Source organism: Bacteroides sp. D1, assembly GCF_000157095.2.
GTDB lineage: Bacteria > Bacteroidota > Bacteroidia > Bacteroidales > Bacteroidaceae > Bacteroides > Bacteroides xylanisolvens.
In genome coordinates this window covers 221,259-238,726 of record NZ_JH114350.1, presented here as the reverse complement: position 1 = coordinate 238,726, position 17,468 = coordinate 221,259, and the positions used below count along the sequence as shown (strand labels likewise).

General features: G+C 42.7%; 11 protein-coding genes. 7 read left to right on the top strand and 4 right to left on the bottom strand.

The genetic code is table 11. The annotated features are described in order from the left end of the window. Positions 1 to 27: 27 nt before the first annotated feature. The 5 genes from BSAG_RS04035 (at position 28) to BSAG_RS04055 (ending at position 9,048) form a co-directional block, all read left to right on the top strand. Complete coding sequence (locus BSAG_RS04035; protein ID WP_004313609.1) at positions 28 to 1,737, top strand: Mfa1 family fimbria major subunit; 1,710 nt, start codon at positions 28 to 30, stop codon at positions 1,735 to 1,737. A 276-nt stretch (positions 1,738 to 2,013) separates the two neighbouring features. Continuing rightward, complete coding sequence (locus BSAG_RS04040; RefSeq protein WP_004308186.1) at positions 2,014 to 3,012, top strand: FimB/Mfa2 family fimbrial subunit; 999 nt, start codon at positions 2,014 to 2,016, stop codon at positions 3,010 to 3,012. A 2-nt stretch (positions 3,013 to 3,014) separates the two neighbouring features. Next, a complete protein-coding gene (locus tag BSAG_RS04045) occupies positions 3,015 to 4,127 on the top strand; it encodes a fimbrial protein (protein ID WP_008770985.1) in 1,113 nt (370 codons plus the stop codon). Between the two features lie 41 nt (positions 4,128 to 4,168). Next, on the top strand, positions 4,169 to 5,776 hold the full coding sequence (locus tag BSAG_RS04050) for a fimbrillin family protein (protein ID WP_004308181.1): 1,608 nt from the start codon (positions 4,169 to 4,171) through the stop codon (positions 5,774 to 5,776). A gap of 44 nt (positions 5,777 to 5,820) precedes the next feature. Then, positions 5,821 to 9,048, top strand: a complete 3,228-nt coding sequence (locus BSAG_RS04055; RefSeq protein WP_008017650.1) for a fimbrial protein — start codon at positions 5,821 to 5,823, stop codon at positions 9,046 to 9,048. Positions 9,049 to 9,147: 99 nt separating this feature from the next. On the opposite strand, the gene BSAG_RS04060 is transcribed toward BSAG_RS04055, so the two are convergent. Continuing rightward, complete coding sequence (locus BSAG_RS04060; RefSeq protein ID WP_008022188.1) at positions 9,148 to 10,107, bottom strand: hypothetical protein; 960 nt, start codon at positions 10,105 to 10,107, stop codon at positions 9,148 to 9,150. A gap of 236 nt (positions 10,108 to 10,343) precedes the next feature. Next, entirely contained in the window at positions 10,344 to 11,303 is a 960-nt protein-coding gene (locus tag BSAG_RS04065; RefSeq protein ID WP_004313613.1) for a hypothetical protein, read from the bottom strand. Positions 11,304 to 11,503: 200 nt separating this feature from the next. Between BSAG_RS04065 and BSAG_RS04070 the strand changes: the two genes are divergently transcribed. Together BSAG_RS04070 and BSAG_RS04075 are read left to right on the top strand one after the other, a co-directional pair. Then, positions 11,504 to 12,433, top strand: a complete 930-nt coding sequence (locus BSAG_RS04070; protein ID WP_004313614.1) for a UDP-glucuronic acid decarboxylase family protein — start codon at positions 11,504 to 11,506, stop codon at positions 12,431 to 12,433. Between the two features lie 19 nt (positions 12,434 to 12,452). After that, positions 12,453 to 13,586 (top strand): hybrid sensor histidine kinase/response regulator, encoded by a 1,134-nt coding sequence (locus tag BSAG_RS04075; RefSeq protein ID WP_008770988.1) that lies wholly within the window; start codon positions 12,453 to 12,455, stop codon positions 13,584 to 13,586. Between the two features lie 147 nt (positions 13,587 to 13,733). On the opposite strand, the gene BSAG_RS04080 is transcribed toward BSAG_RS04075, so the two are convergent. Both BSAG_RS04080 and BSAG_RS04085 read right to left on the bottom strand, forming a co-directional pair. Further along, positions 13,734 to 16,613 (bottom strand): PD-(D/E)XK nuclease family protein, encoded by a 2,880-nt coding sequence (locus BSAG_RS04080; protein WP_004313616.1) that lies wholly within the window; start codon positions 16,611 to 16,613, stop codon positions 13,734 to 13,736. Between the two features lie 29 nt (positions 16,614 to 16,642). Next, complete coding sequence (locus tag BSAG_RS04085) at positions 16,643 to 17,464, bottom strand: energy transducer TonB (protein WP_008997720.1); 822 nt, start codon at positions 17,462 to 17,464, stop codon at positions 16,643 to 16,645. Positions 17,465 to 17,468 lie beyond the last annotated feature (4 nt).

Genomic DNA, 17,468 nt, shown 5'->3' with positions numbered 1-17,468 from the left:
GTATTAATTCTAATAATTTTTTGTATTATGCTAAAGATTAAATCAATTTTAGTTTCGTTGCTGGCCATTGTGGCATTGGCAAGTTGTTCAAATGAGAATCTGGAGGAAAATCCGGAGGTTGAAGGGGGAGCAGGTTATGATGTAGCTTACGTATCAATTAGTCTGACTAATCCAAAAGTGCCTGGTTCACGTGCTTCTGGTGAACAGCCGGCTTTGCCTGCAGAAAGCGCGATTAATGAGCTTTATGTGATTACGTTCGATGCGGGTAAGGTGGTGACTAAGGATGAAAAGGCAACTAAGTATGCCACGGTATTGGGATCAGGTTCTTTCGGAACAAATAGTGGAGTTACGACTCCGAATACTCCGGTTAAAGTGGATCCGAATACTAAGTATTTGCTTGTTATAGCCAATCCGGGTTACCAATTAAAGGATCGCTTGGATAATCTTTCAGCGGGTGCAACCTATGCTACTATCAATGGAATGATTACAGTTCCTACGAACAATACTAAGCCCAACAATGCTTATCTGGTAGAGGAGGTTGTACACTCCAATGGTTGTGCAATGATTAATGTCGGATTCTACGATGATTCCGATTCGGATCCATCCAATCATGCATGGAAAGATGAATGTCTGCTCGATGTATCGGACAAGATTGTTTTGGTCAGTGACTATAAATCGGAAGCGCAAGCTCAGAATGCAGCGAAAAGTAATCCGGCTACTCTTGAGATAGAACGCCTTGCTGCAAAGTTGGAAGTTATGATTGGCAGTCCATTAGCAGTTGGACCTTTTGAAGATGGAACAAATGCAAGTCTTGGACAATTTGATTTTGGAAACTGGACTATAGACTACTATAACTCTCTGTTCTATCCTTTTGCAAAGAAGACTACCACAGCGTCGTCTCATACTACCGGATTCTACAAAAGTAACTTCTATACAGTTGACCCGAACTTTACGACTTCAGGTGGAACTGAATATCTTACAGGCATTGTTAAGAATACACTTGATGCTAACCGCGAACCTAAGGTAGAGTGGGTTGCTGAAAGTGCAGATGCGGGTGATAATTATAAATACTGTATCGAGAATACGATGGCTGAAGGATATCAGAAGTTCGGTGCGGCTACGCGTCTGGTACTTAAGGGACAGTATGCACCTTGGAAGTCCGGTGAATTTACTTTGGGAGATGACTGGTATCGTCTTCCTAACGGAACTAACTCTGTAAACTTCAAAAGTTTTGCTGACTTGCTGGCTGCTTATACACCTGCTAAAGCTAAACAAACAAACTCAGACCCTATGACCGCCCAGGAGAAACTCTTGGTTACAGCATGCGAACTGTTCTATACTCAGATACAATCTGAACTTACCACCAATGATCCGAGTAGTTTTGCTCTTCTTACACAGACTATTCTTGATGACAACAACATTAAGAATGGTGGTGAACTGTGTAAAAAAGAAGGTTGCATCTATTGGTATCCAAAGAGTCTCAACTATTACTACTATGAGATTCGTCATGACAATGCAGCCAACTCTTATATGGAGTATGGAAAATACGGTGTAGTACGTAATAACTATTATACGCTTACGCTGACAAAGGTAAATGGTAACGGTACACCGTGGTATCCTGGTGGTGGACCCGAAGATCCGGATGAAGAAGAAGATATCGATAAGAAAGGTGCTTATCTCCACTTTGAGATTAAAGTTGCTCCGTGGATATACTGGACTACAAATTTCGAAATCTAAAGAAACTCTTTACTTTCAAAGAAAACAGGGCAGTGCGGACTGCCTGCCCTGTACTTTTTTTAATAGATATTCTGTGCGGAACAGACCGCCGAAAAAAGTAAAAACAAGCCGGTGACAGGCTTCCCAAAAACAGCACTGAAATATACCGGCGCATCCGAGATGCAATGAAATGCAAAGCGCGCCCCTAAAAGAGGAAATAACCGGAGGTCACAAAATAGAGATCTCTGACAATATAAAATGGCAAACCGATAGGGTTGCCTCCTAAAAGAAAAAGATATGTTCGGAAAAACTAAATCGCTGTTCCTTATCGTTGCTTCGATGCTATGTATGGCTTCGTGCGACAGTATACGCGAAGACCTTCCACGGTGCGAGCTTTGGTTGGAATTTGTATTCGACTACAATATGGAATATGCGGATGCATTTAATCCGCAGGTTAAATCGGTGGATGTACTTGTGTTCGACAGCGATGATAAATTGCTTTTCACCAAAAGTGCCGAGGTTGCTGCGCTGGTGGGTGGAAACCGGATGTCGTTGACCGACGAGCTCGATTTCGGAAGTTATAAAGTACTGACCGTCGGAAGTCTGTCTGACAGATTCCGTCTTTCGGACAATGCAGGTAATAAACTGGCACCGGGAACTAGCACCCTCCAACAGGTCATTGTATCCCTGAAGCGAGAGACGGATGTTGTTAATTTCGAGTTTCAGCATCTTTACTTCGGAGAGGTTGTAGAAGTGGACCACCTGCCATCCAGTACCGACCATAAAATTTATCCGGTGAACCTGATACGTGACACCAATCGGTTTAATCTCGCGTTAATGGGATATGAGGAAAATAAAGTGGATGGCACACAATATACATTTGAAATTCAGGCGCCGGAAAATGCAGTTTATTCCTGGGAAAACGAACCCGCAGGACAAGGGCCGGTTACTTATGTGCCTTACTATACAGGTCCGGGTGAAATATCCGACGTGGTTATGTCCGCACGCCTGAACACGATGCGTTTGCTCAACAGGAGTGGATGGGATTATAAATTTATTATAAGGGATGCGAATACCGAAGCTGAAGTCTGGAGCTATAATCTGATGACACTCTTGAGTATTGCACGGCCGGTTTCCCGTTACGACGGAACGGAGCTTCCCTTTCAGGAATATCTTGACAGGCAGAGTGAATGGAACCTGATATTTACAGTTGTTGAAAAAAACGGAGGAGGATTCCTTCAAATTGGTATTGTCGTGGGGAACTGGATTCATTGGCTCCACGGGATGGAAGTTTAAGAATGAGAAAAAAGCTATTACATATCATTTGTCTGGCATCCACCATCCTTTTGTTCTCATGTAGTAGAGAAGCTGATGTGGCTTATGAGTTGCCTGCCCATACTACCCGGGCGCAACTTAGCATCGACTTGGTGAACAATGGGGATGTGGAACAACAGGAGAAGATAAACTCCATGCGGTTTATCGTATTCGGCAGCACGCCCGGTGGCGTGAGGCTGGATGTGAATGAACACATCCTGTTGAGTACTCCGGAGACAGCTACTGATATAGATGCGCAACTTCTCGAAGTGACGTCCAGTAATGATATCCTGGTCGTAGTTATTGCCAACGAACCGCAGAGCCTCACAAGCAAACTTGACGGTATAGCCAATCTTTTGACGTTGCAGGAGATGATTTACGATATCTCCAGCATACTGAATAGTGACGGGCAGATTATTTCGGCAACCGGAATGCCTATGACAGGAGTGATCCGGGATATATCCATAGCACCTGATGAAACCAAAACAGTACAAATGGTGATCGAACGTGCCGTAGCCCGGGTAGATGTCTTTATCGAAGCTATAGACGGTGGGGCGGTGACCGGATATATTGCCGGAAGCACTAGTGTCACCTTGCACAATTTCTCCTACGATAGCTATTTCGTGATGGGAAACGTGGACAACGGCACGCGTGATAACGCCGACTCTTCAAAAAACTACGGAAAAGTGAAGGAAGACGTGTCGGAAAGCAATTTGTTAACGCATAAGTGGACAGCTGCGACTACAGAAACTTGGGCATATTCATCTGCTCCCGGAGCTGAAAACCGGAAGTTGCTTTGCTCGTTCTACACAGCCGAACGTCTATTCAAGTCGGATTATTCCGACCGACTGTCTATCAGTATGGCTAATGTCCCGAAAGGCCCTTCGGACGTCACCGGAATAACCGAGAAAGTAATTGAAAGCGTAACAAAGGTTGACGGTACAGGCAGTCCGACAGCGCAACCTTTTACAGAGATCCGTCGGAACAATGTGTATCAGGTAACGGCACGCGTAGGAAAAATAGGTATTCAAATACTGACGATAAGCGTAGAAGATTGGGGTGAAAGACAAGACATTGATCTGGATATGGACTTGTAATATCTTTCGTTGATTGTTTTTAATTTCGGAAAAGAAGTAAGATGATAAAGACTATAAATAATATTAAGATGATTATGGCAATGGCTGTCCTTTCGGCTGTCCTCTTTTCGTGTGTCAGAGAAGAGATGACGTGTGATAAGGAATTAATTGTTGTGCAACGTATCGGAGAAGGCGGCTATGTCTACACTCGTGGTGCGGCAATCTCTTCGAATACTGATCTGAAAGAAGAGACTTTCGGTCTTTACGGCTCACTGACTCCCAATGCTTCCGTTCCCCAACCATACTTCAATGCAAGTGCCACGGTTAACGCCGACCTGACAGCCACCATCTCGCCGTTGCAATATTGGCCCGGATTGCTGAATGCGAGCATGAAATTCTTCTCCTGGTATCCGTACAACGATGCGAATGCGCCGACTGCGAGTTTCACTGATCCCGGAGAAATGGTGCTGAATTATACAGCGAATGCATCCGCCGCCAATCATGTCGATGTACTGGCGGCTATATCGGGCCCTGTATGGGTTGAGGGTGTGAATATACACTTCTACCACACATTGACTAAGGTTACCTTTACATTCAAGAAAGTAGCTCCTGTACCGGATGAGGTGACTATCGAGAAAATAGAATTCCAGAATGTGGGAAAAAGCGGTAAACTTGCCATGACTGAAATTCCGACCACCACGACGAAAAACGGCAAACCGAAGTTTGTCTGGAGCGATGTCGCCACCGGGAAGGTCGTTTCTACTCTCACCGATAACAAAACGGTGACCGAAGATGCCACCTTGATGGGGGATACATTCCTCATGTTGCCGACCGACGCTTTCTCCGCAACCGCCAAAATCGTTGTTACCACCAACTTTGGCGACCGGGAATTCCTGTTCAGTGATATTATCGCCAAGAACCCGCACTCTTGGGAGTCGGGCGAGTACATCAACTACAATCTTACGATATCCAACGAAACCTATCAGCTTTCAGCCACGCCGCTTGAATGGACGGAAAGCCCGGTGAATGTGATTTTCGACAAACAATATTATCTCAAGTTATCGCAGACCAAGGTACAGACGGCTGGTGATGGTGTCACTGTCAATATAGAAGCGAAAACGAATTATGATGCCAATCCGGATACGGGCTATCTGCCGGGTGCGTCATTAAACAAAAGTACTATGGATACGTGGGCAACGGTTAATATGGCCGAGACATCCTTTTCGGGAGGTGTATATACCTATAATATCCAGGTTGTGATGCCCGGATTTAACTCCGGAACCGGAACTAAGCGGGAAACAGGCTTTTATATCAATGCCGGTAATCTGCGGCATCATGTACTGTTGAGCCAGTGGAAAGAAGACGGAGAGTGGTTGACCTCGAACGTAGAATTGGACGGCAGTGATGGTGGAACCGGAAATATGCAACGTCGCAAGCTTGTCTTTACTTCGGGCAACCCGGGAACGTGGGAGTGGAAGATAACCCAGATACAGGATCCGGATAAAATTCTGCTTAACAGTGAGACAATGCTCGAAACAAGTGGCGTGAGTGGTGATGTGGTTTACTTCTACTTTAGAGCCGATGCTGTGTCCGGTGATACGGCTACACTCACACTAACCAATACGAATGGTGATAATCTGCCAATAGCGGTGACATTGACCGCGCCATAATGGCGAATATGCAATATTAAAGTTTAAGGAAAGGAAATAGAAATATGCAATATGGGATTTCAATCATAAGAAGGTGCTATCTTTTGCCTGTTTTGTTAATGACGGTATGGCTTACCGGATGCGTACAGGAAGAATTAGGGTCGACACCTTCTCCAACAGGAAACGGTATCCGGTTTACATTAACGGTTCCCGATGTAAACCTCCCGTCCGTATCTTCGCGTACGATGACTGGAACGGGAACAGCAAAGAAAGAAGACGAAATAGAAACGGTGGATATTCTTGTTTTTGATATGTCAAAAACACCGGCGGTATACCTGGAATGCGTCAGCGCTACAGGAGTTACTCAGGACTTGGCTGACAATTCCACTGTGAGTTTCTCTGCTGTGCTTTCTCCCACTACCGCATCTACTTGCATCGTGGTTGTGGCAAATAAGGAACTTGATAATATTGTGCCGGGCTTCATAAAGGGAACGACCACCAAGGTTGAGGCAATGGAAAAGATGCTCCACGCCCAGACCGGCAAATGGCTGGCAGACGGTTCGACGACTGATGGGTATACGCGGATTCCGATGTACGGGGAGAAGGTAATAAGCAAAATCACTCCTTCGATGGATCCGATAACTGGCATAAATATGAAACGTATGCTGGCGCGCATCGATATCCGTAATAACAGTGCCACTTCGAATTTCACGGTCGAAGAGGTTTACCTGGCTAATTACAATACCACCGGATACATTGCTCCGGCATGGAACACGAACGGGCAGGTTACTGACCCGGCTCCGGATACTCCGGTTCTCCCTGTGAACAGTGGTAAAATGACGGAAGAAGGGGATGCAATTCTTTACTCCGTAAATGGCAACACACCCTACGAAGGGGAGATTTATACATTTGAATCTATAGCAGCAGAGGATGTCGGTGGTGTGGGACAAGATGGAGAAGCGAGCCGTAAGAATGCTACTTGCCTGATTGTGAAAGGAAGAATCGGTACGGGCGAATCGACATTTTACCGGGTGGATTTTACCAAAACCGGAAATACAGGAGAGCAGGTGGAATATTTGTCCTTGAAGCGAAACCATAAATACATCATTACCATTACTAAGGCGTTGGGAATCGGTTATAAAAGTTTTAGCGAGGCGTTGGCATCTTATACAGTCATGTCCAACCTGAAATTCCGATTGATACACTATGACCGTGATAAGGTCAAAGATGTAGTCTACAATGGGCAATATATACTCGGAGTGGGTGAATCGGAGGTCGCTGTAACTCAATACCAGAATAATAGTTATGCCATAGACGTTTTTACTGACAATCCCGGCGGTTGGAAGGCCACCGTTACTGCAGGGAGCGACTGGCTCAAATTTGAAGGTGGAGCCGATGCGGCGTCGGGCGTTGCGAACGATGATACCCAACTCAAATTGAAGATTCCTTATTTTAATAATGATAATATAGGTGTTGAGCGTAAGGCTACTGTTACGTTGACGGCAGGGCGCTTGACTCACAATATTGAAGTGACGCAGTATACGATAGATCCGGGAATTATCAAATTTGTCGATGCATACGGAAATGTGTTGGAGAGAGGTCTTTTTTTCCCGATTAGAAATCCCGATGGTGACGAACTCCCTCTCGAACCGCAGACGGTGTATGTCATGTTTTCCGTGGATAAGATAGAAGGTAAACTTTTTGACGCTAACGATATCGGTATGATCCAATATAATGCCGGCGGTTTAATTCCGCAATTAGACAGGACGAATACGGTACCATTCAGTGAAAGGGTGCAGGCGTTTACCATACAGCCTAATCCGCGAAGAGCAGGTGATGGTACTGTTGAAGATGGTGAAGGTTGGTGGTGGCGTTGGGATTTCATCTTATTCGGCCTGTACGATAAGGAGGGATACCTCACTCATGTACAATTCCCCATCAATCAAGGGGAGTTGGAATTCTCATTCCGATATATTCCCACTACAGTCAATAGCCGTACTTATAAAGTCAATCTGGGTGCGGAGCAATACTTGCAATTGTTTGTCAATAACAATTGGGAAATTATGGATATTGAGGAATTGAATATAACGAACGATGATGGTACCGGACTGATTCGGACCGATTCGGATAATGATGTAATTATAGGCAGAAAGAATGCGGACGACAAGATGTATCTTGAGTCTATCATAGGCTATAATGACGGAAAGGGTAATGATGTGGTTGGCCACGGATACGATTTTAGGCTGAAGCTTCACCCTGGCAAGTGGAAAGAGGGAAAAAGTGGAACGATAAGAATCACGTTCAGAAATGTAATGCATACTGTGTCGGATGAAGAATTCCCGTTTTATCGTACGATTGACCTTCAGATGGTATCCGAAACCAAATCTTACACAACTGCAGGGGAACCTCTTTTCTATCTTTATCCACTTCGGTTTGATAACAGGCTATATTATAAGGAAATAGGCGAGACGAAGCAAAGTGTGGGACGGTTGGAAAATGTAGCCGATGCGGAGGATATCTGTAGGAATATAGGCGATGGTTGGCGTCTGCCTACTGCCAGTGAACTGTTGCTGTCATTCGCTTATGAAAATGCTTTGGGTGGCAATGCAGAGAATTATAATAATCATGATAGCCAGAATATATATGGGTGGTATCAAAACTGGACCGGTAATTACTGGACTTCATCATACTATGAGGCTAAAGGCTCTGCTACCCGTTTTTGGATGGAGATGTCGGCAGGTTTTTTGGATTCCGAATCTATTAGCAAGAATAATTATTTCCGTTGCGTGAGGAATAATACAAATAGTGGAAAGAAGTACCCTTATCTAACGGTAGAATCCTCGGGGGTCACTATTGTCTCTCGTGATGCCAGTGGAGGAACGGATCCTTCGGTATTATTTGCTTCAGGTGAAACTCCGGGTACAAGTGACGCGATGAATAAGATTGCTCCTAAGTTTCAGATTGAAAATACCAGTAGTAATGGTAAAACTTGGTCGGAAGCAAAAGCGGCATGCGAAAACAAAGGGAGTGGCTGGCGTCTGCCTACCCAGCGTGAGATGTATCTGGTGCTCAGTATGGGAGGGGCCGTTACCAGCATTGAAAACCAAGGTTTCGGTGGTTCGACTACTTGGACAGGGAGCGGATTCGAGAAGATTAGCGCTGTACATTGGACATTGACTTCACGCGATGGCGGCTATTGGGTGGTCGGACATAATAATGGAGAATTCGGCGCATGGACTACTGGAGAATCCACAGATTGGGCTTGGTATCGTTGTGTGCGCACAATAGAATAAAAGCTAAAAGAAAAGAGCTGTATCAGAATGAAGATAAACAACATTCTGATACAGCTCGTCTTTTCCCCCTTTCCTTTATATCCTAAAATCTACAATTGTTTACAACGTATTGATAACTTCCAATTGCTTTTGTAAAAAAGCGATACGCTGTGCTTCTCCACTTTCTGAAACTAGAATAGAGTGGCGCTTCAACGATTGAATCCAATTGCGTTGCATCTGGCAGATATACGAGCTTTGCGAATCCATCGAATTGATAGAATATACCCGCAGCAGGCTGACTTGGTAATCATGTTTCTCGATATAACTGTAAGTGGCTTCGAAACTGATATTGGACAGATAGAAAGATACTTTCTTGTTTTCGCTGAACTCTCCTTTTATGGACAGATGTTCTACCACGCCAAGTAACTGAAGAAGCTCTTCCTTCAAATGCATGACATCGTCCTTGCTTATCAGATTCAGACTGGCAAAGTACTTGATCTCTTTCACAAAAGAATAAAAGATATTTGTGTCCCAGATGAAAAACGTTTTTGGACACTGTCTTATACTTTCACTCAGCTTCTTATGCACATTGACGATCCGTTCATCCACAGACATCTCTTCCAAAGAATGTGGCGTCTTTATATCTCCATTCTGATACATCCATCGGCAAAGACGAAATTTAGACAAATTCTCATAGGAAGAATAAAGTGTAAAGGGCAGGGAATTGGATGCAGTATACACCTCCGTCGTATTATCTGTTTTCACATAGTCGAAAATTTGCAGATAACGGTTGATTATTTCGTAATAACTTTCCAGCGCACTGGAAGCATGAAGCAAGTTCAGGTCGAAAGTAACTTTATTAGATACATGGCTACCGACAATCTGGTCGATAGAAATACCGAGTTTTTGAGAAAGCAGCGCTACTTCGTCTATTGTAAAAGACACCTCACCCCTCAATCTGCGATAGACAGCTTCCTTTCCCATGCATAAAATATCAGCCAAAGTATTGGCCAGATTCATATCTTGAGGAATTCGCTCCCTCATTGTAGATATTAATTCGTTTAGAATACCGTTTTTCATTGTTTGTTCCTTTAATTTTAATGTTAATAATCTCTGTGATACATTCTATGCAAAATTACGTCTTGTGTTTGAAAGATTTGTGTGGTAAAACAGAGATGAGCGTACAGGTCTTTTTCTGATTGGGAATCAAGTGGGTAGGATGGGAACAGGGAATGAAAAAAAGTAGATAAGATTCTTATCTACTTTCATTTATTGGAACTTAATTTTTTTTGAAGTTCTAATCTGCGAAAATAAAATTAAAGAGCGTCAATAATTTCTCGCTGTTGCTTGAAGAATTGAATACGCTGCATTTCGCCGCTTTCGGATATCAAAGTGGAGAACTTTTTCAGAGATTGAATCCATTCTTTCAAGGTACAGAAAATTTCGTTGTCCATCGTGGTAATGGAGTTGATAGAATAAATACGTATGAGGCTCAGTTGCAGGTTATTGGTGTCTACATAACTATATGTTGCCTCGAAGTTGATATTCGACACATAGATGCGTACACGATTGCCGTCGGCTGTTTTACCGTTGATAGCCAGTTCTTCCAGTTCATCCGCCAATAAGAATAATTCTTTTTTGATTTCTTCTTTTGTTTCGTCGGAAATGAGATGGATGCTGGCGAAGTATTGAATATCGTTGATGAGATGCTGGAAAATCATATTATCCCATATATAGTCTATGGAGTGGATATGACGTGTCATTGCTACATAGTCTTTTTGGATATTGACCAGTTTCGGTGGAATATCCAACTCTTCGAAACTCTTGCAATCAATATATTTATTCTGGTACATCCATTTGAATAAACGGAATTTTGCCAGAAGCTCATGTTTCAGATAGAGAGTCTGTGGAATAATGTTGGCGGAAGTTCCCATTACAGAATTCGGGTCATCCGGCATCGTATTAATCAGCGAGACATATTTTTCAAGGATATTGTAGTAACTCTCGAACGGGTCGTCATAATCTACAATGTTTATATTGAACATGGCGTTCGATTTGAAACTTAGTCCTATAATTTTGTCTAACGATATACCCAGTTTTCTTGAAATAAGAGCCGACTCTTGCAAGGTGAAAGGTACTTCACCGCGCAATCTTCTATATACTGCCTCTTTTCCTATGTATAGCGTGTCCATTAACATATCTGCCAGTTGCCCTTTGAGCGGGAGCTTTTCCTTCATCGCTTCTATGAGGTTTGCATTTGGATTATTTGTCATCATAATAGTTCTAATAAATAATACTTTTTTATTATAAACATTTGTCAGTGGCAAGTTGTTTCGGAAATTGAAACTATTTAAATCTTCTTTTTTTTAAAATATCCTCTCCGAAAATTGTTTATTTTAAGCAAATCGGTTACATTTGTGACCATAAACAAAACGAAGAGACAGCGTCTCTTTAGTAAACAATAGAAATATTTAGAATGAAAAGAATATTGGTAAGTGGCGGAGCCGGTTTTATAGGCTCTCATCTCTGTACACGGCTTATAAACGAAGGTCATGACGTGATATGCCTGGATAATTTTTTTACGGGTTCGAAAGATAATATCATTCACTTGATGGATAATCATCATTTTGAGGTGGTGAGGCATGATGTCACTTATCCTTATTCGGTTGAAGTAGATGAAATCTATAATTTGGCCTGTCCGGCATCTCCCATTCATTATCAACATGACCCGATTCAAACTGCCAAAACATCTGTGATGGGAGCTATTAATATGCTGGGATTGGCAATGAGACTGGATGCCAAGATTCTGCAAGCTTCTACGAGCGAGGTATATGGAGATCCAATCGTTCATCCGCAACCGGAAAGCTATTGGGGAAATGTGAATCCGGTGGGATACCGGTCTTGCTATGATGAGGGAAAGCGTTGTGCAGAAACGTTATTTATGGATTATCACCGTCAGAACAATGTGCGTGTGAAGATTATCCGTATTTTTAATACGTATGGTCCGCGAATGTTGCCGAATGACGGACGGGTTGTTTCTAATTTTATTCTTCAAGCGTTGAATAATGAAGATATAACGATATATGGTGATGGGAAGCAGACGCGCAGCTTCCAGTATATTGATGATTTGATTGAAGGAATGATAAGAATGATGAATACGGAGGACGAGTTTACAGGTCCTATAAACCTGGGGAATCCGAATGAATTTCCGGTATTGGAATTGGCGGAAAGGATCATTAGTATGACCGGTTCATCTTCGAAGATTGTATTTAAGTCTTTACCGGATGATGATCCGAAGCAACGCCAACCGGATATTACATTGGCTAAAGAGAAATTGGGCTGGCAGCCTACTGTTGAACTTGAAGAGGGGTTGAAGCGTATGATTGAATATTTTAAAAATGTCTGAAGCATAAAAAAAGAAAATTATGAATATGGAAATTAATCCTTCTGAATATAAAGTCCTTATTGTGGACGATGTGATTTCAAACGTCCTTTTATTAAAGGTACTTTTGACTAACGAGAAATTCAAAATTGTGACTGCCGGTAATGGAACGCAGGCGTTGGAACAAGTGAAGAAGGAAAATCCGGATCTTGTATTACTGGATGTAATGATGCCGGATATCAGTGGCTTTGAGGTAGCTCAACAAATGAAAGCGGACCCCGAAATGGCTGAAATTCCCATTATCTTCCTGACTGCTCTAAACAGTACGGCGGATATCGTAAAAGGATTTCAGGTGGGTGGTAATGACTTTATTTCAAAGCCATTCAATAAAGAAGAATTGATTATTCGTGTGACGCACCAGATTTCGTTGGTTGCAGCGAAAAGAATCATTGTTGCACAAACGGAAGAGTTGCGTAAGACGATCATGGGACGCGACAAACTCTATTCTGTGATTGCACATGACTTGCGTTCACCAATGGGATCTATCAAGATGGTATTGAACATGCTGATTCTGAATTTGCCGAGTGATACAATCGGTGATGAGATGTATGAATTGCTAACGATGGCTAATCAGACAACAGAAGATGTATTCTCATTGCTTGATAATCTGCTGAAATGGACGAAGAGCCAGATTGGTAAGCTGAAAGTGGTTTATCAGGATATTAATATGGTGGAAGTCGTAGAGGGCGTAAGTGAAATCTTTACGATGGTGGCCAGCCTGAAAAATATTAAGATAGTACAAGATGTGCCTGTAGAGAATGTGGCTGTTCGTGCTGATATTGACATGATTAAGACAGTGATTCGTAATTTGATCAGCAATGCGATTAAGTTTAGCAATGAAGGTTCGGAAGTAGTGGTGTCACTGACAGAGGAAGATGGTATGGCAATCGTAAGTGTGAAAGATAGTGGTTGCGGTATTGATGACGAAAATCAGAAGAAGTTGTTGCACACTGATACTCATTTCAATACCTTCGGTACAAACAATGAGGAAGGTTCGGGACTCGGATTATTATTGTGTCAGGACTTTGTTGTCAAGAATGGTGGTAAACTGTGGTTTACTTCAAAGAAGGGAGACGGATCTACATTTAGTTTCTCAATTCCATTGCTCGAAAAATAATTGATTCAATGCGTTTTTGTCTCTGTTAAAGGATGCGTTGAAACTTCTTTATATTTTATTCAGGCACGGATTACACGGAATTATACGGTTTAAGATAATTGGGAAAACCGTGATCCGTCTAATTCGTGCCTGAATTTTTAATTTAATCTATCGCTTGCAGATAGCTTTAAAATCGCAATACGAACACTTTTTAGTGTCCTCTGTCTGCATGAAAGGCTCTTTTTCATTAAAGATCTCTTCTAATAATGCCTGTAAGCGTTCACGGAATTCATCTTCAAAAAAGGCGAAGTTGTTTACCGGTATTTTCGGTTTGCGGGGTTCTCCCATTTCAATAACAGGCGAATAGCTTTCCGATGCTGCCCGATGAATGTAGAGCAGGGCAGGAGCTACCATTAATGATTGCTTCCGGCTCATGATAGCGGCATACAGGAAAGTCTGGAAGATATAGTTCGGGCGTGTTTCTGATGGCGTAAACAGTTGCTCGATGTTGGCTGGAATCTTAGGGCTTCCTCCTGTTTTGTAGTCAACAATCCGCAGGGTACTTTCCTTAGCATCCATACGGTCGATTGTCCCACCCAGGCGGAGAGTGAACGGTCCTTGTCCCGTTTGTATGGTTATCTCTTCTGAAACCTTCTTTTCCATGGCGACCATTTCAAAAGGAGTATATTGAAGGTCGTTGCGGAGCAATTGTTTCAGATAGGAAACAATTACTTTGGAGTTGATAAGCTGTATGCCGTTATATTCGGGCTTTTCTTCGGGAGCGACCTTGAATAATTCTTCCTTGAAGGCTTGATCGACATAGCTTTGCAACTTTACTTCATTACGTAATAAGCGTTCAATATCTTCTTTCTGTATCATTTTTCCATTGGCAGTCAGATCGGTGTATGCCAATTGGGCAGAGAGATGGAAAATGGTTCCAAACAAAGCTGAATCAATTTCTGCACTGACTTCATCCGGTGTTTTTAATCCCGCTACGTAACGGTAATAGAATCTCAACCGGCAATCAAGATAAGCATTGAGGGCGGAAGGGGAGAGAATTACCGATGAAGGATTAGTGCTATCGTAAGTACGATAAATTCGTCTTAGTACTTCAGGTGTTTTTTCTATCTGTATCTCTTGGATGCTTTGCGGAGATTGTCCGGCTTCCAGATACTCACGAGTGATATCATGCGGACCTTCCACGAGTAATTGTAGCATGAAGCGGGACTCTTCTCCACGGTTGAGACCGTCCGAGGAAGTATTGTAGAGCAGAGTGATATTTTCTGCCCGCTGTATCAGGCGATAGAAGTAGTAGGCATACACTGCATTCTTATGTTCGATAGTGGTCATGCCAAAAGCTTTCCGGAGGTTATAGGGAATAAAAGAAGATTCTCCTCCGGATTTGGGGAGTTGTCCTTCGTTGAGAGATAATATGATGAGATTTCGGAAGTCCAGATTACGTGTTTCCAGTACTCCCATAACTTGCATTCCGATAGCGGGTTCTCCGTGGAAAGGAATATTGGAAGCTGTCAATACTTTGGTAATCAGTCGTTTCAGGGTGTCTGTGCGTATACTTAGTTCTCCGCTTTCAATCAAACTGTAGAGACGGTTGATTTTGGTGTGGCTTTGGAAGAGGGATTCTCTATAAAGTTGATTGAAAATATCATTGTATTCCCCTTCTTTGCGATAAATGGTTGAAATATCTTTGATTAATTCAATCAGATAATCGCATAGCTCTTTAATGCCATTACGGGGAGTGAAGAGGGTAGCCAGGAAATCATCTTGCTTCAGTTCCGATGGAAGTGGATAGAAGCGGTTTGTTTTGGTTAGTTCGCGTTCCAGTGGACCGGCATGGGATGAGATTTGCCGGGTATAGGGATGTTTCAATATGGCTGATACCGCCTCGTAAGTGAATCGGCCGGTATCGGAGCGGTAACCGTTGGTTTGTAGCTCCATAGCGGCATTGATAAAACTGTAAATAGGAGTTTGAGCCAATGGGAATCCCATGGTGATATTGACATTCTTCACTTCCTGCGGAATGGAATGAAGTACAGGGAGCAGCAGGGCTTCATTACAAAGTACTACGGCATTTTCTTTTTCCTTTTCTTCAGCGATTTGTGAATGATTGTCCGTAATCATTTTGATCCATTCGGGGAGGAAACGGGCTTGTGCATTCTCGGTGGAAGCGGAAATATAACGTATTTTTTTCGGTTCTTTGAAGGTATCGAAAAAGCTTTCCGGAAGTTCGTTCGGAAATTCCCCCAGATTACGTTTCAGAAATTCTCCGGCTTCATGTTTTCTGATTTGTTGGGTGTAGAAAATATCGTAGTCCCAATAAAAAAGTGCTTTGCCTGCATCTTTCAGCTTTCTGAAAAATTCGTTTTCTACTTTGTTCAGTACATTGAAACCGACAAATATGTATTTGTCGTATTTGAGTTGATCGGTATCGAGTTGCTCAATCACATTCCGGTAGAGCATGCCTTCGTATGCGATGCCTAGCTCTGTCAGGTTTTCCCGGTAATGATGGTAGATAGTGCCTAGTTTGTCCCAAAGGGAAATAAATTTCTCTTTGAGTTCGGTTCGTCTTTCAATGGAGAAATTCTGAAAAAACTGTTGAATGGCTTCTTCCTGTTCTTTGTCGAGGAATTCATAGTCGTCCATCAGGTTTTTCAGATCTTGCAGATTACTAAATAGTTTGTCGGCATCAACCATATTCTTATCCACATCATCAAAATCACTAATCAACAACTCTCCCCAGAAGTAGAAATCATCCAATGTTTCCTGGCTCTGTGTTTCCTCTTTGAATACTTTATAAAGCTCACAAACCAATCGAATAGGGTCACCGCTTTTTTGTACTGATAGTTTCTGAAACAGGTCGCTAATACTCATGGCGGCTGGTGACCAGATCGGTTGATCGGATTCTCCTGCCAAATATTCATTGAAAAACAAGTTAGCACGTTTATTGGGGAAAATGAGTGCTGTACGTGACAGGTCATTTCCTATTTTGGCATATAAATCGTGAGCGACTAGTTGGAGAAATGATTGCATATTAATTAAGTTTTTTCTAATTCATATATTTATTGTGCCCGGAACATAACTGGAACGGTGAAATAAACGGCTACTTTAGTACCATCTTCCAGTTCTCCCGGTTTCCATTTGGGCATTTGGTTGATGATGCGCAATGCTTCTTTATCCAAGTAAGGATCTACGCTGCGTACAACTTTGGGGTTGACTACATTTCCTTCCTTATCAACAACAAACCGGATAATTACACGTCCCTGTAGTCCCATCTCTCCTTGAGCGACTGTCGGATACTTTATTTTTTTTCCAAGGAATTGAATTAATGCTTGTTGACCTCCCGGGAATTCCGGCATAACCGGAGCTACTTCCAGTGTATCGCTAACCGACAGTGAAGTATTTGATATATCGGGGGCAATAAATCCAACTACTACAGGTGGTTCTTCACAAATATCTCCTTCTAGCACATCATCGGGTGTTGGCGCTGGTGGCGGGGGAGGTGGTGCATCTTTTATGGAGGCAATGATAGTGTCTTCTGCCGGAGTGGGGACAGGCTCTCCCATAATGAGATTTTCATAGGAAGTTGTATCACTAGGCACTTCTTTATTCATTCCTTTATTAGCCGAATTAGTGCATGAAGTCATTGGAGTCATGGCTATTAGCCCTGCAGATATGCCTAATACTGTGATTGCTTTTCCCGCTATCTGTTTTCGTTCAAGCTGCTGCTCCAAATAACGAACTTCCGCTTCGCATTTGGGACAAGTGCCCAAACAGTCTCCCTGATACTGACATTCAGAAGTAATGAATTCAATATCATTCGCTTCGGCTATTTGTCGGCGAATCTCTTTTAAGATTTTGCAAATTTGTTTTTCTCGTACCATGTCA